The sequence below is a fragment of the Streptomyces lanatus genome (assembly GCF_014655715.1).
Lineage (GTDB): Bacteria > Actinomycetota > Actinomycetes > Streptomycetales > Streptomycetaceae > Streptomyces > Streptomyces lanatus.
The window spans coordinates 1-21,630 of record NZ_BNBM01000030.1; the positions used below are offsets into that span (position 1 = coordinate 1).

A 21,630-nucleotide genomic window follows, 5' to 3' on the forward strand; every position below is an offset into this window, starting at 1 on the left:
AGGTCGCCGAGCTGTACTCGTCCTCGAAGGCGATCCTGAAGGAGGCCGGGTACGTCGGCGCCGGCACGGTGGAGTTCCTGGTCGGCCTGGACGGCACGATCTCCTTCCTGGAGGTCAACACCCGTCTGCAGGTGGAGCACCCGGTCACCGAGGAGATCGCCGGCATCGACCTGGTGCGGGAGATGTTCCGCATCGCCGACGGTGAGGAACTCGGCTACGGCGACCCGGTCCTGCGCGGGCATTCCTTCGAGTTCCGCATCAACGGCGAGGACCCCGGCCGAGGCTTCCTCCCCGCCCCCGGCACCGTCACGACCTTCGCCCCGCCGTCCGGGCCCGGTGTCCGCCTGGACGCCGGTGTCGAGTCCGGCAGCGTGATCGGCCCGGCCTGGGACTCCCTGCTCGCCAAGCTCATCGTCACCGGCGCGACCCGCGAACAGGCCCTCCAGCGCGCCGCCCGCGCCCTGGCCGAGTTCCAGGTCGAGGGCATGGCCACCGCCATCCCCTTCCACCGCGCCGTCGTCACCGACCCGGCGTTCACCGGCGAACCGTTCACCGTCCACACCCGGTGGATCGAGACCGAGTTCGCCAACACCATCAAGCCCTTCGCCGCTCCCGCCGACAACGACGCCGACGAGGAGACCGGCCGGGAGAGCGTCGTCGTGGAGGTCGGCGGCAAGCGCCTTGAGGTCTCCCTCCCGTCCTCCCTCGGCATGACCCTGGCCCGCACCGGCCTCGCCGCAGGGGCCAAGCCCAAGCGCCGGGCCGCCAAGAAGTCCGGCCCCGCCGCCTCCGGCGACACCCTCGCCTCCCCCATGCAGGGCACCATCGTCAAGGTCGCCGTCGAGGAAGGCCAGGAGGTCGAGGAAGGCGACCTCATCGTCGTACTCGAAGCCATGAAGATGGAACAGCCCCTCAACGCCCACAAATCCGGCACCATCAAGGGGCTCTCCGCCGAAATCGGTGCTTCCCTCACCTCCGGCGCCGGAATCTGCGAAATTATGGGCTGAGTCACCATGTAATTCCGTGCGCACATTTCAGGGATCCCCCGGCAGTCTGCCGGGGGATTTTTCTTTGTGGTGCTGAGCTGCGGGTTTTCCTGGCTCTGACGCTCGCCTCACCTGCTTTTTTCAGGGATGTAGTTGCGCGCTGAGATCTCACCGAGACCTGAATGGATGCGCATTGAATCCCCCTTGGTGAACGAAGAGGATTAGTACTGCTTCGCCGATCCGTGCTGAGCGGCACCTGAGATATCCGAGGAGAGGTAAATGGATGCTGCAGTGATTGTTGTCGGCGCGGGTCCCGCCGGGATGATGCTGGCCGGCGAACTGCGGCTCGGGGGAGTCGATGTCATCGTCCTGGAGCGGCTGACCGAGCGCACCGGGGAGTCGCGAGGGCTGGGATTCACCGCGCGCACCATGGAGGTCTTCGACCAGCGGGGGATGCTTCCCCGGTTCGGGGAGATCGAGACCAGCAACCAGGGCCACTTCGGCGGTCTGCCCGTCGACTTCGGTGTGCTGGAAGGGGCTTGGCAGGCGGCCAAGACCGTGCCCCAGTCGGTCACCGAGCAGCACCTGGAGGAGTGGGCGAGCAGCCTGGGCGCCGACATCCGGCGCGGTCATGAGTTCCTGTCCCTGAAGGACGAGGGCGACGCCGTCGAGGTCGAGGTGCGGGGCCCCGAGGGTGTGCACCGGCTGCGGGCCGCCTACCTGGTGGGCTGTGACGGCGGGCGCAGCGCCGTACGCAAGGCCGCCGGTTTCGACTTCCCCGGCACCGCGGCGACGATGGAGATGTTCCTCGCCGACCTCAAGGGCGTCGACATCCAGCCCCGCATGATCGGTGAGACCCTGCCCGGCGGCATGGTGATGGCGGGCCCGCTGCCCGGCGACGTCACCCGCATCATCGTCTGCGAGCGCGGCACCCCGCCCCAGCGCCGGGAGGTCCCGCCGTCCTTCGAGGAGGTCGCGGACGCCTGGAAGCGGCTCACCGGCGACGACATCTCGCACGCCGAGCCGGTCTGGGTCAGCTCCTTCGGGGACGCGACCCGCCAGGTCACCGAGTACCGGCGCGGGCGGGTCATCCTGGCCGGCGACTCCGCGCACATCCATCTCCCGGCCGGCGGCCAGGGCATGAACACCAGCATCCAGGACGCCGTCAACCTGGGCTGGAAGCTCGCCGCCGAGGTGCGGGGCTGGGCGCCCGCGGGGCTGCTGGACACGTATCACAGCGAGCGGCACGCCGTCGGCAAGCGACTGCTGATGAACACCCAGGCCCAGGGGCTGCTGTTCCTCAGCGGTCCCGAGGTGCAGCCGCTGCGCGATGTGCTGACCGAACTCATCGGCTACCGGAACGTCGCCCAGCATCTGGCCGCCATGGTGAGCGGCCTGGAGATCACCTACGACGTCGGCGGCGGCAGCCACCCGCTGCTCGGCAGGCGTATGCCGCAGCTGGAGCTGGCCGCCTCGGTGCGCGCGACCAGCAGCACCGAACTGCTGCACTCTGCCCGGGGGTTGCTGCTCGACCTGGAGGACAACCCGCGGCTGCGGGCCAGGGCCGCGGCCTGGGCCGACCGGGTGGACACCGTCACCGCCGAGCCCGGCGCGGTCACGGAGGCCGGCGGACTGCGGGGCACCTCGGCCGTGCTGGTCCGCCCCGACGGCCATGTCGCCTGGGCCGCGCCCGGCAGCCACCACGACCTGGGCATGGCCCTGGAGCGCTGGTTCGGCGCGCCCCGCACATGAGCACCGGCAGGCCCGGCCCCACCGTCGATCCACGGAAGAGAGAAGACATGCACAGCACCCTGATCGTGGCCCGGATGGACATCGAGTCGAGTGCCGAGGTCGGCAGGCTCTTCGCGGAGTTCGACAGGACCGAGATGCCGCATCGCATGGGCACCCGGCGCCGTCAGCTGTTCGCCTACAAGGGCCTGTACTTCCACCTCCAGGACTTCGACGCCGACAACGGCGGAGAACTGATCGAGGACGCCAAGACCGACCCGAGGTTCGTGCAGATCAGCGACGACCTCAAGCCGTTCATCGAGGCGTACGACCCCGCGACCTGGCGGTCCCCGGCCGATGCCATGGCCACCCGCTTCTACGACTGGACGGCCGACACGACGGGAGGCCACCGCTAGTGGCACGCCGGGTAGTGATCACAGGAGTCGGAGTGCTGGCGCCGGGCGGTATCGGTGCCAAGAACTTCTGGAGTCTGCTGAGCGAGGGCCGCACAGCAACCAGGGGGATCACCTTCTTCGACCCTTCCGCATTCCGTTCCAGGGTCGCGGCGGAGGTCGACTTCGACCCGTATCTGCAAGGGCTGAGCCCGCAGGAGATCCGCCGTATGGACCGCGCGGCCCAGTTCGCCGTGGTCACCGCCCGTGAGGCGCTCGCGGACAGCGGTCTCGACCTCGGCGGGTTCGACCCGCACCGCACCGGGGTCACCATCGGCAGCGCGGTCGGCGCGACCACCGGGCTCGACGACGAGTACCGGGTGGTCAGCGACGACGGCCGGCTGGACCTCGTCGACCACACCTATGCCCCGCAGCACCTGTACAACTACTTCGTCCCGAGCTCGTTCTCGGCCGAAGTGGCCTGGGCCGTGGGCGCCGAGGGCCCGGCCGCCGTGGTCTCCACCGGCTGCACCTCCGGCATCGACTCGGTCGGCCACGCCGTGGACCTGATCCGCGAGGGCACCGCCGACATCATGATCACCGGCGCGACGGACGCGCCGATCTCGCCGATCACCATGGCCTGCTTCGACGCGATCAAGGCGACCACCCCGCGCAATGACGACCCCGAGCACGCCTCGCGGCCCTTCGACGGCACCCGCAACGGCTTTGTGCTCGGCGAGGGTTCCGCCGCGTTCGTCCTGGAGGAGCTGGACAGCGCCCGCAGGCGCGGGGCGCACATCTACGCCGAGATAGCCGGGTACGCCTCCCGCTGCAACGCCTTCCACATGACGGGGCTGCGTCCCGACGGCCGGGAGATGGCCGAGGCCATCACGGTGGCGCTGGGCGAGGCGCGGATGAACCCCGAGGCCGTCGACTACATCAACGCGCACGGCTCGGGCACCAAGCAGAACGACCGGCACGAGACGGCCGCGTTCAAGCTGAGCCTCGGCGACCACGCCTATCGCAGGCCGGTGAGCTCCATCAAGTCGATGGTGGGCCACTCGCTGGGTGCCATCGGCTCCATCGAGATCGCCGCCTCCGTGCTGGCGATGGAGAACCACGTGGTGCCGCCCACCGCCAATCTGCACACCCCCGACCCCGAATGCGACCTCGACTACGTGCCGCTCACCGCGCGGGAGCACCGGACCGACACGGTGCTCACGGTCGGCAGCGGATTCGGCGGGTTCCAGAGCGCGATGGTGCTGGCCCGTCCCGACAGGAGCGTGTCATGAGCACCAGCACCAGGACCGTGATCACCGGCATCGGCGTGGCCACCCCCAGCGGGCTCGGCATCGACGACTTCTGGGCCGCGACCCGCGTCGGCAAGAACGCCATCGGCCGCGTCACCCACTTCGACCCGACGTCGTACCCGTCCCGACTGGCCGGTGAGATACGGCACTTCGCCGCCGAGGAACTGCTGCCCAGCAGGCTGATCCCGCAGACCGACCGGATGACCCGGCTCGCGCTGGTCGCCGCGGACTGGGCGTTCGCGGACGCGGGCATCAAGCCCGGCGACATCCCCGAGTTCGACATGGGCGTCGTCACCGCCTCGACCTCCGGCGGCTTCGAGTTCGGCCAGAACGAGCTGAAGAAACTGTGGAGCCAGGGCAGCCAGTACGTCAGCGCGTACCAGTCCTTCGCCTGGTTCTACGCCGTCAACAGCGGCCAGATCTCCATCCGCAACGGCATGCGCGGCCCCAGCGGTGTCGTCGTCAGCGACCACGCCGGCGGTCTCGACGCGATCGCCCAGGCCCGGCGGCAGATCCGCAAGGGCAGCAAGGTGATCTTCTCCGGCGGCTTCGACGCGTCGATCTGCACCTGGGGCTGGGTCGCGCAGATCGCCGGCGGCCGCATGTCCACCAGCGACGATCCCGACCGGGCCTTCCTGCCGTTCGACGCGGACGCCGACGGCTATGTGCCCGGTGAGGGCGGTGCCCTGCTCGTCCTGGAGGACGAACTGACGGCCCGTGAGCGCGGCGCGCGGACGGTCTACGGCGAGATCGCCGGCTACGGCTCGACCTTCGACCCGAAGCCCGGCAGCGGCCGTGAGCCCGGTCTGCGCCGCGCCATCGAGGTGGCGCTCGCGGACGCCGGCGTCGAGACCGGGGAGGTCGACGTGGTGTTCGCGGACGCCGCCGGCACCCCGCGACTGGACCGCGAGGAGGCCGACGCGATCAACGCCGTCTTCGGGCGGCACGGCGTCCCGGTCACCGCGCCCAAGACGATGACCGGCCGGCTCTACTCCGGTGCCGCCCCGGTGGACGTGGTCTCCGCCGTACTGGCCATCCGCGAGGGCCTGATCCCGCCCACCGTGAACGTCGAGCCGTCCCCCGAGTACGGCATCGACCTGGTGACCGCCCAGCCGCGCAGCGCCTCGGTGCGCACCGCGCTGGTCCTCGCCCGTGGCCACGGCGGCTACAACTCCGCCGTGGTGGTCCGGGCCGTGGACTGACCCCGGCTCACCGACACAACCGACCCACCGACGAAAGGACCCCCATGTCCGAGCGGAAATTCACCTTCGACGCCCTCAAGCGCATCCTGCGCGAGGGCGCGGGCGCCGACGAGGGCGTCGACCTCGACGGCGACATCCTCGACGCCGACTTCGAGGAGCTGGGCTACGAGTCGCTGGCGCTGCTGGAGACCGGCGGCCGGATCGAGCGCGAGTACGGCATCTCCCTCGACGACGACATCTTCACCGACCACCGCACCCCGCGCGCCCTCGTGGCCGCCGTCAACGAGCTGCTCAAGGACAACACCGTCAGCGCCGCCTGACCCCCGCGCCGTCACCGCTCAGCACTGGAGAGAGACATGTCGCAGCAGGACAAGCCGGTCGCCCTCGTCACCGGAGCGACCAGCGGAATCGGGCTCGCCGTCGCCCGCCTCCTGGCCTCCGGCGGCCACCGGGTGTTCATCGGCGCCCGCAACGCCGAGAACCTCGCCGCCACCGTCAAGCAACTGCAGGACGACGGCCTGGAGGCCGACGGAACCACCCTGGACGTGCGGTCGGTCGAGGACTGCCGGGCGTTCGTGCGGGCCGCCGTGGAGCGCTTCGGCACCGTGGACGTGCTGGTCAACAACGCGGGGCGCAGCGGGGGCGGGGTCACCGCCGACATCGCCGACGAGCTGTGGGAAGACGTCATCGACACCAACCTCAACAGCGTCTTCCGGATGACCCGAGAGGTGCTGGAGACCGGCGGGATGCGGCACAAGGACCGCGGCCGGATCATCAACATCGCCTCCACCGCGGGCAAGCAGGGCGTCGTCCTCGGGGCGCCGTACTCCGCGTCCAAGCACGGCGTCGTCGGCTTCACCAAGGCCCTCGGCAATGAGCTGGCCCCCACCGGCATCACCGTCAACGCCGTCTGCCCCGGCTATGTGGAGACCCCGATGGCGCAGCGCGTCCGGCAGGGCTACGCGGCCGCGTACGACACCAGCGAGGACGCGATCCTGGAGAAGTTCCAGGCGAAGATCCCGCTCGGCCGCTACTCCACCCCCGAAGAGGTGGCCGGACTCGTCGGCTATCTGACGTCCGACAGCGCCGCCTCGATCACCTCCCAGGCCCTCAACGTCTGCGGTGGCCTCGGCAACTTCTGAAACCGCCCGACCCCGAACCCGAGGAGTATGAGCATGCCGAAGCCCGGCCCGCGCGAGGTGGAGCACGAGATCACGGTCTCGGCGCCGGCCACCGCCGTCTACCGGCTGATCGCCGAGGTGGAGAACTGGCCGCGGATCTTCCCGCCGACCATCCACGTCGACCATGTCGAGAAGGGCGACCGCACCGAACGTATCCGGATCTGGGCCACCGCCAACGGCGAGGCGAAGAACTGGACCTCACGCCGCACCCTCGACCCCGAGGAGCTGCGGATCGGCTTCCGCCAGGAGGTCTCCGCGCCGCCGGTCGCCGAGATGGGCGGCACCTGGGTGATCGAGCCGGTCTCCGACACCGTCTCCCGGATACGGCTGCTGCACGACTACCGGGCCGTGGACGACGACCCGGCCGGGCTGGCGTGGATCGACGAGGCCGTCGACCGCAACTCCCGCAGCGAGCTCGCCGCACTCAAGGAGAACGTCGAACGCGCCGTCGCCAGCGAGGAGTTGACGTTCTCCTTCGAGGACACGGTGCAGATCGCCGGCTCCGCCAAGGATGTCTACGACTTCGTCAACGACGCCCATCTGTGGGCCGAGCGCCTCCCGCACGTGGCCAGCGTCCGGCTCGACGAGGACACCCCCGGCCTGCAGACGCTGGAGATGGACACCCGGGCCAAGGACGGCTCCACGCACACCACCAAGTCCTACCGGGTGACCTTCCCGCACCGGAAGATCGCCTACAAGCAGGTCACCCTGCCGGCGCTGATGACCCTGCACACCGGTTACTGGACGTTCGCCGAGAACGACGCCGGGGTGGCGGCGTCCTCGCAGCACACCGTCACCATCAACACCGAGAACATCACCCGCGTACTCGGCGCCGACGCCACCGTCGCCGACGCCCGCGAGTACGTCCAGGCCGCCCTGAGCACCAACAGCCGGGCCACCCTCGGGCACGCCCGGGACTACGCGGAAGCCAGGGCCTGACCATGGCCGGGGACCGTATCGCGACCGATGTGATCGTGGTCGGCGCGGGCCCCGTCGGGCTGATGCTCGCCGGGGAACTGCGCGGGGCCGGCGCGGACGTGGTGGTCCTCGAGAAGCTCACCGCGCCGACCACCGAGTCCAGGGCGTCCACTCTGCACGCCCGGACCATGGAGATCCTCGAGAGCCGCGGCCTGCTGGCGCCGCTCGGCGACATACCGAACGACCGCAGAGGCCACTTCGGCGGCATCCCCCTCGACCTCACCCTGCCCGGCCGCCACCCGGGCCAGTGGAAGGTCCCGCAGACCCGGATCGAGGAACTGCTCGGACAGTGGGCGCGCGGCCTGGGCGCGGACATCCGGCGCGGTCACGAGCTGACCGGGCTGACCATGACCGCCGACCACGTCGAGGCCGCCGTACGCCTCCCGGACGGGACGACGACGTCCCTGCGGGCCGGGTACGTCGTCGGCTGCGACGGTGAGCACAGTGCCGTACGCCGCCTGGGCGGCTTCGACTTCCCCGGGTCCGACGCCGAGCGTGAGCTGCTGCGGGCCGACGTGGCCGGGATCGACATCCCCGACCGCCGCTTCCAGCGGCTGGCGGGCGGACTCGCCATCGCCGCCCGGCGTCCCGACGGAGTGACCCGGGTGATGGTGCACGAGTTCGGGGCCCGGCCGCGCGGCGGGCAGCCCGGGTTCCAGGACATCACCGACAGCTGGAAGCGCGTCACCGGGGAGGACATCGGCCATGGCACCCCGCTGTGGGTGAACTCCTTCGGCGACGCCTCCCGGCAGGCCGCCCGCTACCGCGACCACCGGCTGCTCCTTGCCGGGGACGCGGCCCACCAGAAGATGCCCATCGGCGGACAGGCCCTCAACCTGGGCCTCCAGGACGCCGTCAACCTCGGCTGGAAACTGGCCGCCGAGGTCCGCGGGCGGGCCCCCGAGGGCCTGCTCGACAGCTACCACGACGAACGGCACGCCGTCGGCCGCCGGACGCTGAACAACATCCGGGCCCAGGCCCTGCTGCTGCTCGGCTCCGCCGAGGTCGAGGCGGTCCGGCGGATCTACGCCGAACTGGCCGCCGGAAGCGAGAACGTACGCACCCACCTGGCCGGAATGATCTCCGGCCTGGACATCCGCTACGACGTCGGAGGCGGCCGGCATCCCCTGCAGGGCCGCCGCCTGGCACAGCGGGACCTGTTCCGCGCGGGGCGCGGCCTGCTGCTGCTCACGCCGGGCGCGGAGGAGCTGCGCACGGTCGCCGCGCCCTGGGGAGACCTCGTGGACACGGCCGCCGCCCCGCCCGGGGACGTACCGCCGGACCTGGGCGCGGTCCTGGTCCGCCCGGACGGACACGTGGTGTGGACGGACGCCGAGGACACCGCCATCACGACAGCCCTGACCCGCTGGTTCGGCACGCCGAAGCGGCAGTCCGACAGGACGACGACGAGGAATCGGAGTACAGACATGAGCAGCAGGCTCACGGGCAGGACCGCGCTCGTCACCGGAGCGAGCCGCGGCATGGGACGGGCCACCGCCCTGCGCCTCGCACAGGAGGGCGCGCTCGTCGCCGTCCACTACAGCACCAGCGAGGAGGCGGCCGAGGAGGTCGTCGAGCTGATCGAGAAGGACGGCGGCCGGGCCTTCGCCGTACGCGCCGAACTGGGCGTCGCCGGTGATGTCCACGAGCTGTTCCTGGGCCTGGAGAACGGGCTCCGGGAGCGCACCGGGACCACGGACCTCGACATCCTGGTCAACAACGCCGGTGTCATGGGCGGCGTCAAGCCCGAGGACACCACGCCGGAACAGTTCGACCGGCTCTTCGCCGTCAACGCCAAGGCGCCGTTCTTCCTGATCCAGCGGGCCCTGAAGAACATGCGCGACGGTGGCCGCATCATCAACATCACCTCCGGCCTCACCCGCTTCGCGAACCCGGACGAGATCGCGTACGCCATGACCAAGGGCGCCGTGGACCAGCTCGCCCTGCACTTCGCGAAGCTCCTCGGCCCGCGCAACATCACCGTCAACAGCGTGGCGCCCGGCATCACGCGCAACGGCAACCCGGTGTTCGGCATACCGGAGGCGGTGGAGCAGATGGCGCAGCTGTCCGCGTTCAACCGGGTCGGCGAACCGGAGGACGTCGCCGACGTGGTGGCCTTCCTCGCCACCGACGAGGCCCGCTGGATCACCGGCTCCTTCGTCGACGCCACCGGGGGCACCCTGCTCGGCTGAGCCGGCGGGGGGCGTGCGCCGCCCCCCGCCCCGCTGTCACCGACCCCTACGGCGGAACGGGACCATGACCTCTTCGACGCCTTCCCCGACCCTCACGGCCGGCGAGCGCTTCAGCCCCGCGCTATGGGCGCTGCTCTTCGTGCTCGCGGGCAACATGCTCATCGACGCCCTGGAGGTGTCCGTCGCCCTGGTGGCGCTGCCCGCCGTGAGCGACGACCTCGCCCTGTCCGTGCCGCAGGCACAGTGGGTGGTCAGTGGATTCGCCGTCGGCTTCGGCGGGTTGCTGCTGTTCGGCTCCCGCCTGGTCACCCTCCTCGGCCGCCGCCGGGTCTATCTCGCCGCCCTGCTGCTCTTCGCCGTCGCGTCCCTCGCGGGCGCCGCCGCGGCGAGCGGGCCCCTGCTCATCGGCACCCGCCTGGTGAAGGGCTTCTGCGCCGCACTGACCGCGCCCACCGGGCTCGCCATCATCCTCGCGGTGTTTCCCGAGGGGCCCGTGCGCGCCAGGGCGGTGTCGGTGTACTCCTTCTTCGGGGCGGCCGGCTTCTCCGCCGGTCTGCTGCTGTCGGGGCTGCTCACCGAGACGAGCTGGCGCTGGGCGTTCGCGTTCCCCGCGCCGGTCGTGCTGCTGCTGTTCGTTGTCGGAATACGCCGCATTCCACGCGACGAGCCCGCCTGGGACACCGAGGGACGGTACGGCGTCCCGAGCGCGCTCGGCCTCATCGGCGCCACGCTGCTGCTGGTGTACGCGATCGTCTCGGTGCCCGCCACCGGCTGGACGCATCCGAGGACGCTCGGCGCGTTCGTCCTGGCGGCATTGTGCGCGGCGGTCCATGTCCGAGCCGAACTAACAGCAGCCAAGCCCCTGTTGAGCCTGGACCTGCTCCGTCACGCCGCCCTGGTCCGCTCCGCGCTGGGCGCCGCCGCGCTGAACGGCTCGTATCTGGGCCTGCTCCTGCTGAGCACGCTGCACCTTCAGCAGCGGGCGGGTTGGAGCCCGTTGCAGACCGGGCTCGCCTTCCTGCCGGCCAGCGTCCCGCTCGCCCTGACCGCCCTGCACTCCGGCCGCCTCGCCGCCCGCTTCGGCCCGGCAAGGCTGATCGCGGCCGGCGCCGCGGCGGCCCCGGCCGGCTATCTGCTCTACCCGCGCGACGCTCCCACGCAGGTGGACTACGTCATCGACGTACTGCCCACGATGCTGCTCGTGGGCACCGCGTTCGTCCTCGCCTTCGCGGCCTTCCATCTCCAGGCCACCAGCTCGGTCCCCGCACCCCGCCAGGCGGAGGCGAGCGGCCTCTACCAGACCGCCGTCCAACTGGGCGCCGCCCTCATGCTCGCCCTGACCTCAGCGCTGTACGGGGCGGGTTATGGCGCCGCGCTGACGCTGATCACGGCTGTCGGTGCGCTGGGCTTCGCGGTGGCTGTGAGCGGGTTGCTGCCGGGGCGACGGGGGGTGGGACGGTGAGCACTGCCGAACCCCGCCCTCCGCAGACCCAGTTCACCCTCGGCCCCGACCGGCTCGACCTCTACTTGGTGCGCACCCCGCAGGGCCGCGAGGCCGCGCTGCTCGACCGCTCCGAGCTCGATGACGCCGAACGACGCAGGGCGGGCTCCTTCCGGCACCCGGCGCACGCGCTGCTCTACACCACCGCCCACATCGCGCTGCGCCGGCTGCTCGGCCGTCAGCTGGGCGTCGCGCCACGCGACCTGCGGTTCCTCCGGGAGCCCTGTCCCGGCTGCGGTGCGCCACACGGGCGGCCCGCCGTCGCGATGGCCGGACCGCCCCTGCACTTCTCGCTCTCGCACAGCGGCGGCCTCGTCCTCATCGGCGTGGCGGCCGTCGCCGTCGGTGTGGACGTTCAGCGGCTGCCGCGCGAGGAGACCGTCGAGGTCGCCTCGGCTGCGCTGCATGCGGGGGAGCGGGCCGAACTCGGGCGGCGGGTGCGGGGTGCGGACAGGACAGGGCACTTCGGCCGGCTGTGGACCCGCAAGGAGGCGTACCTCAAAGCGATCGGCACGGGGCTCCACCGCTCCCCGGCCCGTGACTATCTCGGCGCCGACAGCGCCGTGCATCCGCCCGGATGGACGGTGCTCGACGTGGCCTGCCCCCCGACGCACTCCGCGGCGGCCGTCGTACGCGGGCGGCGTCCCCGGTTCGTCGACGTCCACCGGCTCGACGGGCGGTGGCTGTGCACCCCGGACACCCCGGACGCCCTGGCCATCGCCACCACCATCAGCACCCACGGAGAGGTCACCACCTGATGCTCACCGAAGACAGCCTCATGCATCGCACCGAAGAACTGACCGCGATCAAGGAGTCGGCGCGGGGCGGACCCGACCCGGCCGCCACCGAACGCCAGCACGCCAAGGGCAAGCTGACCGCCCACGAACGTATCGAACTGCTCCTGGACAAGGGGTCGTTCACCGAGGTCGAGCCTCTGCGGCGGCACCGGGCGAGTGGCTTCGGGCTTGAGCACAGGAAGCCGTACAGCGACGGTGTCGTCACCGGCTGGGGCACGGTCCACGGCCGTACCGTCTTCGTCTACGCGCATGACTTCCGGATCTTCGGAGGCGCGCTCGGCGAGGCGCACGCGCAGAAGATCCACAAGGTTCTGGATCTGGCCGAGGCGGCCGGTGCCCCCGTGGTCAGTCTCAACGACGGTGCCGGGGCCCGGATCCAGGAGGGCGTCACCGCGCTGGCCGGGTACGGCGGCATCTTCCAGCGCAACACCAGGTCCTCGGGCGTCATCCCGCAGATCTCGGTGATGCTCGGCCCCTGCGCGGGCGGCGCCGCCTACAGCCCCGCGCTCACCGACTTCGTGTTCATGGTCCGTGAGACCTCGCAGATGTTCATCACCGGCCCCGACGTCGTCAGGACCGTCACCGGCGAGGAGATCACCCAGAACGGCCTCGGCGGCGCCGACGTGCACGCCGCCGTCTCGGGCGTCGCGCACTTCGCCTACGACGACGAGGAGCACTGCCTGGAGGACGTGCGGTATCTGCTGTCGCTGCTGCCCGCCAACAACCGGGAGCTGTCACCCGTCGTGCCGTGCGCTGATCCGGCCGACCGGCCCGGCGACGTGCTGCTCGACCTCGTGCCCGCCGGATCGGGGCAGGCGTACGACATCCGCAAGGTCATCGAGGAGATCGTCGACGACGGCGAGTTCTTCGAGGTGCACCCGGCCTGGGCCACCAACCTCGTGTGCGCCCTGACCCGCCTCGACGGCCATGTCGTGGGCGTCGTCGCCAACCAGCCCGCTTCCATGGCGGGCGTGCTGGACATCGAGGCCTCCGAGAAGGGGGCGCGGTTCGTCCAGTTCTGCGACGCCTTCAACATTCCTCTGGTCACCCTCGTCGACGTACCGGGCTTCCTGCCGGGCGTGGACCAGGAGCACAACGGCATCATCCGGCGCGGCGCCAAGCTGCTGTACGCCTACTGCAACGCCACCGTGCCGAGGATCTCGCTGGTGCTGCGCAAGGCGTACGGCGGCGCCTACATCGTCATGGACTCCCGCTCCATCGGCGCCGACCTGACGCTGGCCTGGCCCACCAACGAGATCGCGGTGATGGGCGCGGAGGGCGCCGCGAACGTGGTCTTCCGGCGCGAGATCAACGCCGCCGACGACCCCGAGGCCGTACGGCAGGAGCGGATCGCGGAGTACAAGGCCGAGCTGATGCACCCGTACTACGCGGCCGAGCGCGGCCTGATCGACGACGTCATCGACCCGCGCGAGACCCGGTCGGTGCTGATCCGCTCGCTCGCCATGCTGCGCGCCAAGCACGCCGACCTGCCGTCCCGCAAGCACGGCAACCCCCCGCAGTAGGCAGCGCCAGGAAAGGGAGACCCGACACCGTGACCCCCTCGCTCGGGCCGGCGGCCCGGCAGTGCCAGAAGGCGCTGAACACCCTCCACTCCACCGTGTACTTCAGCCCCGACCTCGGCGGCGAACTGGCCGGCCGCGGTGTCGACGACCCGATGGCCTGCTATCTGGCGGGCCGGGCCGCGGCACTGGGCCGGGTGGGGCCCGGGGTGGTCACCGCCGTGTTCCACAACTTCCGGTACGACATGATCGCCGGCCATCTGCCCGCGCTCTGGGACCGGGTGGCCCCCGACCAGGCACTGGCCGCCCGGCTGCGCGCGGCCGACGCCACCCTGCGCCGGGCACTGGGCGCAGAGGCGCTCACCGCCCGCCCGATGCGGGACGCGGCCCGGCTCGCCCTGCGTGCCGTCGAGGGGTGCGGCCGACCGGGACGCCCGCTGTACGCGGCCCACGCCGACCAGCCCGTGCCCGAGGCACCGCATCTGGCGCTCTGGCACGTGGCGACCTTGCTGCGTGAGCATCGCGGTGACAGTCATGTCGGCGCGTTGAGCGCGGCGGGCCTGGACGGGATCGAGGCGCTGGTCTCGCACTGCGCGAGCGGGGAGGGCATGTCCCGCGAGGCCGTCATGGGCCCGCGCGGCTGGACCAAGGAGGACTGGGACGCCGCCGAGGAACGGCTGCGCGAGCGCGGGCTCATGGCCGCGGACGGGACGCTGACCCCGCGCGGTGTCCGGCTCCGGCAGGACCTGGAGGAGGAGACCGACCGCCGGGACCTCGATCCGTACCGGCACCTGGGCGAGGCGGGGGTCGCCGAACTCACCGACCTCGCCGAGGAATTCGTCCGGAACGTGGTCGCGTCCGGACTGTTCCCACCGGATGTCGAGGCCTTCTTCCTCCCACCGAACCGTGGGCCGCACACGACCCCTCACACATGACCCCGCACACGACTCCGTCTGCGGATTTGACACAGACGTGACAGAGCCGCAGACGCATTTGATACGGGACTTCTTGAACCCGATCGCGGCGCGGAAGAGGCTGAAATGGCATCCGAATCGGAAAGGCAGTGGACATGGCCGACGGTGCTCCGGAGCACTCGTACAGCACGGGATCGCTGACCCGGGGAACATTCTCCCAGCTTGACCAACTGCGGTTGTTCGAGAGCAAATACGACCCGGTGACCCGCGCCGTCATCGAGTCGCTCGACGTACGGCCGACCTGGCGCTGTCTGGAGCTGGGCGCCGGCGCCGGTTCGATGTCGTACTGGCTGGCGGGGCAGGTGCCCGAGGGCGGCGTGCTCGCGGTGGACATCGACGACAGCAGGCTGGACGCCGACCAGGCACCTCAACTGACCGTCCGGCAGGCAGACATCACCGCCACGGAGTTCGAGGAGGGTGGCTACGACCTGGTGCTCGCCCGGGCCGTGCTCGAACACCTCAAGGACCCCGACGAACTGCTGACCCGCGCGGCACGCTGGCTGGCGCCGGGCGGCTGGCTCGTCGTGGAGGACTTCTACTACCTGCCCGCCGAGCACGCCGCGACCGCCGTGGGACGCACCCTCGTCGCCGGATATGTGCGGCGCATGCGCGAACAGGGCGCGGACCTGGGATGGGCACGGCACCTGCCGGCCTCGCTGGCCCGGGCCGGGCTGGAGTCGGTCGGACTGCGGCTCACCCCCGCCGGTCCCGGCCAGACCCCCGCCGACGACGAGCTGATCGGCCTGCGGCTGAGGCAGGAGGGCCATGCGCTGGTCGACGCCGGTGTGGTCACCGAGGACGAACTCGCCGAGTTCATGGGCCTGCTCGGCCGCCCGGAGGGCCGGGACATGACGACGCTGATGGTCTCGGCATGGGCACGCCGCCCGGCCGAGTGAATGCCGGCCACCACCCTTACCGTCCCTTACCGCACGGGGGAGCACCCATGCCCGAACAGCCCGTACAGCCCGAACAGCCCGTACAGCCCGAACCGTCCGTACAGCCCGAGCAGCCCGTCGTCCTGATCACCGCCGCGACCGGAAACGTAGGCCCGCACGCGGCGGCCCATCTCCTCCAGGCCGGTGCCCGGGTCCGCGCGCTGGTCCTCCCGGACGACCCCAATATCGGCCGGCTGCCCGAGGGGGTCGAGATCCACCGCGGCGATCTCGGCGACCCGGACACCCTCGACGCCGCCCTGGACGGGGTCGACGGCGTCTTCCTGATGTGGCCGTTCTTCTCCCTCCCCGTCGACTCCGCGCCCACGGTGCTGCGGAAGATCGAGGCCACGGCCCGCCGGGTCGCCTTCGTCTCGTCCGTCGGCGTGCACATCGGCCTGGAGCCCGTCGACAACAACTGCCACGCCTACATCGAGAAGCTGCTGGAGGGCACGACGCTGGAGTGGACCTTCCTGCGCACCACCGGCTTCCACTGCAACTCCGCCATGACCTTCGCCGACCAGGTCCGCACCGGCGACATCGTGCGCTTCCCGTACGGCGCCGCCACCCGCACCTCCGTCCACGAGGGGGACCTCGCCGCGGTCGGGGCGAAGGCGCTCACCGCCGAGGGCCACGCCCGCAAGGCGTACCTCGTCTCCGGCCCCCAGGCACTGTCCCAGGCGGCGCAGTTGCAGGTCATCGCCGAGGTCACCGGGCGCGAGCTGACCTGGGAGGACATCGAGCACGACGCCGCCCGCAAGGCCATGGTCGACGCCGGCTGGCCGCCCTCGTACGCCGACGGTGCGCTCGACTACTTCGAGACGCTGACCAGGACGCCGGAGGTCGGCTCGAACGTCGTGGAAGAGGTCACCGGCAGGCCGGCCCGCACCTTCCGCGACTGGGTCGTCGAGCACACCCACCTCTTCCACTGACCCCCGTTCACGGAGGACCACGGAGCTTTCGATGACCCGAGCGCCCGAGCCCGGCTTCACCACCTTCGACACCCTGACGACCCAATCGCCCGACGCGGCCCGCGAGTTGGCCGAGGCCCTCATCACCGAGGCCGCCACACGACTGCGCCACAGCCCGGGATTCCTCTCCTCCCGCGTCCACGTCGGCGACGACCGCCGTACGGTGATCCACCGCGGCCTCTGGCGGGACGCCGCCGACCACCACGCCGCCGCCGACCGCCTCAAGGAACTCGCGGACCGGCCCGGGGTACAGACGGCGAAGACCTTCGCCGGCACCCCCGCCCCCGGACTGCACGGCCCACGGACCGGCGTGCTGCCGGGCCGCGTGGCCGTGGCCACCCGCCATCTGCGCGACCCCGAGTCCTACCCGGCCCTCATGGACCTGCTGAACCGCAGCGGTGACTGGAAGCGCCACCACCGCGGCTTCATCACGGCCACCCCGCACATCAGCCCGGACCAGCTGACCTTCGTCAACTACGCGACCTGGGAGGACGAGGACTCCTACCGCGCGTGGATGGCCGATCCGCGGATCTCCGAGGGGCAGGAGGAGATCGCCCGGCTGGAGGCCGCGCCCGCCGAGTACGTGCTCTGCGCGGTGGTCGCCGACATCCGAGCCGCGTAGTCCCGCACCACCGGACCCGCACCACCGGACCGGTACGACCCGACCCGACCACCGGACCCGTGCCACCGGACCCGCACCACCCGCCCCGTACACCTGAGAACCCGAAGGACCGCAGACACCATGACCGCCGTCGGCAGCAAGCCCCTGCGGGTCGAGATCGCGCTCGACCTCACCTGTGTCCACTCCTACCTCGGCTTCAACCGCTTCCAGCGGGTCGCCGCCCGGCACCGGGCGGCGGGCGGTGGACTCGACGTGGTGTTCCTGCCCTTCCAGGTGTCGCCCGAGGCACCGCCGGAGGGCCGCCCGCTGTCCGAGGTGCACCTCGCCTTCTTCGGCAGCGCCGAGCAGGCCGCCCGGGCCACCGCGGGCATGGCCGCCGTCGGCGCCCAGGACGGCCTGGAGCTGAACTTCGAGCGGGCCGTGCATGTGAACACCTTCGAGGCCCACCGCCTCCTCGCCACCGCGGCCCACCAGGGCCTGGGCGAACCGATGGCCGAGCGCCTGTTCCGGGCCTACCTGACCGAAGGGCTGAACATCGGCGACCGCGCCGTACTGGACCGCCTCGCCGCCGAGACCGGCGTACGGCCGACCCCGGACGGAGCCGAGGAACTGCGGGCCGAACTCACCCGGGTGCGGGCTCTCGGCATCAGCTCCGTACCGCAGTTCCGCTTCACCGACACGATCCTCCTGGCCGGCGCCCAGCCCGAGGAGGCCCTGCAGCGGGCCTTCGAGGCAGCCGCGGCCGGCAACTGAAATCAGCGCCTCCCCCCTTTCCTCCCCACCCTGGAGAACCCATGAGATCAGGACGTACCCGCCGCACCCTCGCCACCGCGGGCGTGCTGCTGGCCCTCAGCCTCACGACGGGGCTGAGCGGCGCCGCCGTCGCAGAGCCCCTGGCCACCGCCCGCCCCGCCGCGGTGGAAGAGGCGGCTCCGCAGACCCTGGAGCTCAAGTCCTCGACCGACGGACTGACGGCGCCGACCACCGCGCACCCCGGCCCGACCACGTTCCGGGTGTCCACCACCGACCCGGCGTCGGGCTGGATATCGCTGGTCCGTCCCAAGCCCGGCGTGACCTTCGAGAGTTTCCGCGCCTCCATCCTGAAGATGATCAACGCCGTGGGGCCCGACATCGTCGAGGGCAGTGCCGAGATGCGGCAGAAGGCGGAGCTGCTCGGCGGCACGGTGATCCACCCGAACCTCCCGGCCTCCTTCACCAGGACCCTCACCCCGGGCACGTACTGGTTCTTCGACTACCGGAACATCCGGGCCGAGAACCCCCGTCACAGCGTCCTCACGGTCGGCGGCACCACCGGCACCGGCACCGCACCGGCCCCCGCCGCCACGCTCACCGGCCGGATGACGGACGGTCAGCCGCGCTGGAACCTCGACGGCACCGTGCGCGCGGGCCGCCCGATCCTGTTCCGCAACGCCATGCCCGACGGCCAGTACATCGAGGCCATCTTCTTCCGCCTCGCCGCCGACGTCACCGAGCAGGACGTCCGGGACTACGTCGCCGACTTCGGCGACACCGGCCAGTTCCCGGACTACCCCGGGCCCCTGGACCTGGAGCAGGGCACCGGCGGACTGCCCATGGACTCCGGACAGAGCTCGCTGCTCGAACTGACGCTCCAGCCGGGCCGCTATGTCGTGGTCGATTTCTTCAGCGACGCCAAGGACGGCAGCAGCCTCATCAAGCGCGGCCATTGGAAGATCTTCGAAGTCAAGTGATCCCGCGCATCACGACGGAGGCCACGCCCATGAACCTGCGCATCGACTACGGCACCCCCGACGCCGACGAACTGGCCGCGCTCACCGCGGTCCTGCTGGCCCTGTCCGAGGCGCCGGCGCACGACACCGACACGGACGGGCGCCCTCACATCGCCCGCTGGCGGCGCCCGGAGCGCATGTCCGGCCACCGCACCCCACGCAGCTGGCGGAGCGCCACCGTACGCACCAGCGGATGGGCGGCGTGACCGAGCGGCGGGCGCCCGAGGTCCGGGACATCACCCTCGACGCCGACGGCGTCGAGGTCTCGGGCCTGGTCGCCGTCCCGCCCTCCGGGCCGTCGCGGGCCGTGGTGGTCGCCGTGCACGGCGGCGGCATGCGGGCCGGCTACTTCGACAGCCGGTCCCGCCCCGGGCTGTCCCTGCTGACGCTGGGCGCCGAACTCGGCTGCACCGTGCTGGCCCTGGACCGCCCCGGCTACGGACTGTCCGCCGCCCGTCTCCCCGAGGGCCAGACGGTCGAGGAACAGGCGGCCGGCCTGCACGCAGCCCTGGCCGACTTCGCGACCCGCCACGACACCGGTGCGGGCTTCTTCGTGGTGGCCCACTCCTACGGCGGCAAGATCGCCCTCGCCACCGCGGCGCGGGAGGGCGGCGACACCCTCATCGGCCTGGACATCTCCGGCCTGGGCAGCCGGTTCGCGGTCGCCCCGCACCAGTTGCCCGGCGCCGAGGGCGGCGGTGACTGGCGCCGGCACTGGGGTGCCCTGCGGCTCTATCCGCCGGACGCCTTCCTGCTCGGCCGGGCGCTGGTCGCCCCGGTGCCGGCCAGGGAGGCCGAGGAGGGGCCGCGATGGCCCGAACGGTATGCCGGGTTCGCCGCCCGGGTACGGGTGCCGGTCCGGTTCACCTTCGCCGAGCAGGAGCGGTGGTGGCGGTGCGACGACGAGGCGCTGGCCGCGCTACGGAGCCCGCTGGCCGCGCCCCGAGTGGTGATCGACCATCAGCCGGACGCCGGGCACAACATCAGCCTCGGCTGGGCGGCCCGTACGTATCACCTGCGGGCGCTGGCCTTCCTGGAGGAGTGCCTGCTGGCGCGGGACGTGATGTTCCCGGCGGCGACGGAGGAGCGCGATGCCGCGCTGCGCTGAGAGCCGGACGACAAACGGGGAGACGAGAGTGGACGAGAACCCGGATCACCAGGACCAGCGCGGCGAGCAGCGCACCCACCCCCCGAGGCCGGCGTTCCTCGCCGGTGAGGACGGGGAGCGGCCCGACCCCCACATCTTCCGCGGAACGGACTGAGCCGGCCTGATGAGGGCCACCCTCGCCGCCGCGTTCCAGTCCCTGACGATCCGTAACTTCCGGCTGTTCGCGGCGGGCCAGATCGTCTCGGTCGGCGGTACCTGGATGATGGTCGTGGCCCAGGACTGGCTCGTCCTGTCCCTGACCGGGGACTCGGCCTCGGCCCTGGGCATGATCACCGCCTTGCAGTTCGCGCCACTGTTGCTGTTCACCCTGCACGCCGGGGGCCTCGCCGACCGCTACGACAAGCGCCGGCTGCTGCTGGCCGCGAACCTCGCCTCCGCCCTGCTGGCCCTGCTGCTGGGCGCACTGGTACTGGCCGGAGCGGCGCGGCTGTGGCACGTCGCCCTGTTCGCGCTGGGGCTCGGCCTGGTCAACGCCGTAGAGGTGCCGGCGCGGATGTCGTTCGTCAGCGAACTCGTCGGCGCCGATCTGCTGCCCAACGCGTCCGCGTTGAGCGCCGCCTACTTCAACTCCGCCCGGGTGCTGGGCCCGGCGGTGGCCGGCCTGCTGATCGGCTGGTGCGGCACCGGCCCGGTGATGCTGCTGAACGCGGCGACCTACCTGGCGACGATCACCGCACTGTGCCTGATGCGCCCCGCCGAACTGCACCGCAGCGCCCACCGCCCGCCCCGCGCCCCGGTCACCGACGGCATCCGGCATGTCATGACCCGCCCGGACCTGCTCCTGCCGATAGCCCTGGCCGCGGTGGTGGGCATGTGGGGCTTCAACTTCCAGCTCACCCTCCCCCTGCTGGCCAAGACGGTCTTCCACGCGGACGCCACCGCCTTCGGCCTGCTGACCACGTCCCTGGCGGCCGGCTCCCTCCTCGCCGCCTTCGTCACGACACTCCGCCGGGGCAGACCCCCACTGCGCCGCGTCATCGCGACAGCCGCCGGATTCGGCGCACTGGAACTCCTGTCGGGCCTGGCACCGACCTTCACCACGGCCGCCATCCTGCTCTTCCTCACCGGCTTCGCCTCGGTGACCTTCGCCCAGTCCACCAACCACCGCATCCAACTGGGCGCGGACCCCGCCTACCGGGGCCGGGTACTGGCCCTCTACACCCTCGTCTTCCAGGGCACGACCCCGCTCGGGGCCCTCCTCCTGGGCGCGCTGACCGAATCCCTGGGAGCCCGAGCCGGCCTCCTGGCAGGCGGCGCGGTCACATTACTGGCGGCAGCGATCGCCCACACGATCCACCGCACCTCAGCAAAGGCACCGGCCCCGACACCCCACCCACCCCTGGACCGGAAGCCGTCCTAGACACGCCGGAACCCCCGGCCGAAGCCGGGGGTTCCAGTGGGGCAAGG

The 21,630-nt window shown here is 71.5% G+C and carries 22 protein-coding genes; all 22 read left to right on the forward strand.

What is annotated here, in order from left to right; translation table 11 throughout:
• Positions 1-1,007: ATP-binding protein (locus IE325_RS44260; protein ID WP_190075881.1), on the forward strand; the 1,007-nt coding region annotated here is incomplete at its 5' end.
• Positions 1,008-1,265: 258 nt separating this feature from the next.
• Complete coding sequence (locus IE325_RS44265) at positions 1,266-2,738, forward strand: FAD-dependent monooxygenase (protein ID WP_190075882.1); 1,473 nt, start codon at positions 1,266-1,268, stop codon at positions 2,736-2,738.
• 47 nt (positions 2,739-2,785) lie between these two features.
• Positions 2,786-3,130: a TcmI family type II polyketide cyclase gene (locus IE325_RS44270; protein ID WP_190075883.1), complete on the forward strand. Its 345-nt coding sequence runs from the start codon at positions 2,786-2,788 to the stop codon at positions 3,128-3,130.
• Positions 3,097-4,398 (forward strand): beta-ketoacyl-[acyl-carrier-protein] synthase family protein, encoded by a 1,302-nt coding sequence (locus IE325_RS44275; protein ID WP_308437723.1) that lies wholly within the window; start codon positions 3,097-3,099, stop codon positions 4,396-4,398. Before IE325_RS44270 ends, IE325_RS44275 begins: the two co-directional genes overlap by 34 nt.
• Positions 4,395-5,618, forward strand: coding sequence for a ketosynthase chain-length factor (locus IE325_RS44280; protein WP_190075885.1), 1,224 nt, complete (start codon positions 4,395-4,397; stop codon positions 5,616-5,618). Before IE325_RS44275 ends, IE325_RS44280 begins: the two co-directional genes overlap by 4 nt.
• 44 nt (positions 5,619-5,662) lie before the next feature.
• A complete protein-coding gene (locus tag IE325_RS44285; protein WP_190075886.1) occupies positions 5,663-5,938 on the forward strand; it encodes an acyl carrier protein in 276 nt (91 codons plus the stop codon).
• 36 nt (positions 5,939-5,974) lie between these two features.
• Positions 5,975-6,760, forward strand: a complete 786-nt coding sequence (gene fabG / locus IE325_RS44290) for a 3-oxoacyl-ACP reductase FabG (RefSeq protein ID WP_190075887.1) — start codon at positions 5,975-5,977, stop codon at positions 6,758-6,760.
• A 33-nt stretch (positions 6,761-6,793) separates the two neighbouring features.
• The gene (locus IE325_RS44295) at positions 6,794-7,738 is read left to right on the forward strand and encodes an aromatase/cyclase (protein ID WP_190075888.1); all 945 of its coding nucleotides are present in this window, start codon (positions 6,794-6,796) and stop codon (positions 7,736-7,738) included.
• Between the two features lie 2 nt (positions 7,739-7,740).
• On the forward strand, positions 7,741-9,969 hold the full coding sequence (locus IE325_RS44300) for an SDR family oxidoreductase (RefSeq protein ID WP_190075889.1): 2,229 nt from the start codon (positions 7,741-7,743) through the stop codon (positions 9,967-9,969).
• A gap of 64 nt (positions 9,970-10,033) precedes the next feature.
• Positions 10,034-11,431: an MFS transporter gene (locus IE325_RS44305; RefSeq protein WP_190075890.1), complete on the forward strand. Its 1,398-nt coding sequence runs from the start codon at positions 10,034-10,036 to the stop codon at positions 11,429-11,431.
• Positions 11,428-12,228 (forward strand): 4'-phosphopantetheinyl transferase family protein, encoded by an 801-nt coding sequence (locus IE325_RS44310; protein ID WP_190075891.1) that lies wholly within the window; start codon positions 11,428-11,430, stop codon positions 12,226-12,228. The genes IE325_RS44305 and IE325_RS44310 overlap by 4 nt, the downstream gene beginning before the upstream one ends.
• Before the next feature lie 20 nt (positions 12,229-12,248).
• Positions 12,249-13,790, forward strand: coding sequence for an acyl-CoA carboxylase subunit beta (locus IE325_RS44315; protein ID WP_229912531.1), 1,542 nt, complete (start codon positions 12,249-12,251; stop codon positions 13,788-13,790).
• A 29-nt stretch (positions 13,791-13,819) separates the two neighbouring features.
• Positions 13,820-14,722 carry an SCO6745 family protein gene (locus IE325_RS44320; RefSeq protein ID WP_190075893.1) on the forward strand — a complete coding sequence of 301 codons (903 nt, stop codon included), beginning with the start codon at positions 13,820-13,822 and terminating at the stop codon, positions 14,720-14,722.
• A gap of 134 nt (positions 14,723-14,856) precedes the next feature.
• The gene (locus IE325_RS44325; RefSeq protein WP_190075894.1) at positions 14,857-15,657 is read left to right on the forward strand and encodes a class I SAM-dependent methyltransferase; all 801 of its coding nucleotides are present in this window, start codon (positions 14,857-14,859) and stop codon (positions 15,655-15,657) included.
• A gap of 47 nt (positions 15,658-15,704) precedes the next feature.
• Positions 15,705-16,625 (forward strand): NAD(P)H-binding protein, encoded by a 921-nt coding sequence (locus IE325_RS44330; protein WP_190075895.1) that lies wholly within the window; start codon positions 15,705-15,707, stop codon positions 16,623-16,625.
• A 31-nt stretch (positions 16,626-16,656) separates the two neighbouring features.
• Entirely contained in the window at positions 16,657-17,286 is a 630-nt protein-coding gene (locus IE325_RS44335) for an NIPSNAP family protein (protein WP_190075896.1), read from the forward strand.
• A gap of 120 nt (positions 17,287-17,406) precedes the next feature.
• Entirely contained in the window at positions 17,407-18,039 is a 633-nt protein-coding gene (locus IE325_RS44340) for a DsbA family oxidoreductase (RefSeq protein WP_190075897.1), read from the forward strand.
• Between the two features lie 41 nt (positions 18,040-18,080).
• Positions 18,081-19,016: a hypothetical protein gene (locus IE325_RS44345; protein WP_190075898.1), complete on the forward strand. Its 936-nt coding sequence runs from the start codon at positions 18,081-18,083 to the stop codon at positions 19,014-19,016.
• Positions 19,017-19,045: 29 nt separating this feature from the next.
• A complete protein-coding gene (locus tag IE325_RS44350) occupies positions 19,046-19,261 on the forward strand; it encodes an acyl-CoA carboxylase epsilon subunit (RefSeq protein WP_190075899.1) in 216 nt (71 codons plus the stop codon).
• A complete protein-coding gene (locus tag IE325_RS44355; protein WP_190075900.1) occupies positions 19,249-20,163 on the forward strand; it encodes an alpha/beta hydrolase in 915 nt (304 codons plus the stop codon). Before IE325_RS44350 ends, IE325_RS44355 begins: the two co-directional genes overlap by 13 nt.
• Before the next feature lie 28 nt (positions 20,164-20,191).
• On the forward strand, positions 20,192-20,317 hold the full coding sequence (locus IE325_RS46800; protein ID WP_268256405.1) for a hypothetical protein: 126 nt from the start codon (positions 20,192-20,194) through the stop codon (positions 20,315-20,317).
• Positions 20,318-20,326: 9 nt separating this feature from the next.
• Positions 20,327-21,583, forward strand: a complete 1,257-nt coding sequence (locus IE325_RS44360; RefSeq protein ID WP_190075901.1) for an MFS transporter — start codon at positions 20,327-20,329, stop codon at positions 21,581-21,583.
• Positions 21,584-21,630 lie beyond the last annotated feature (47 nt).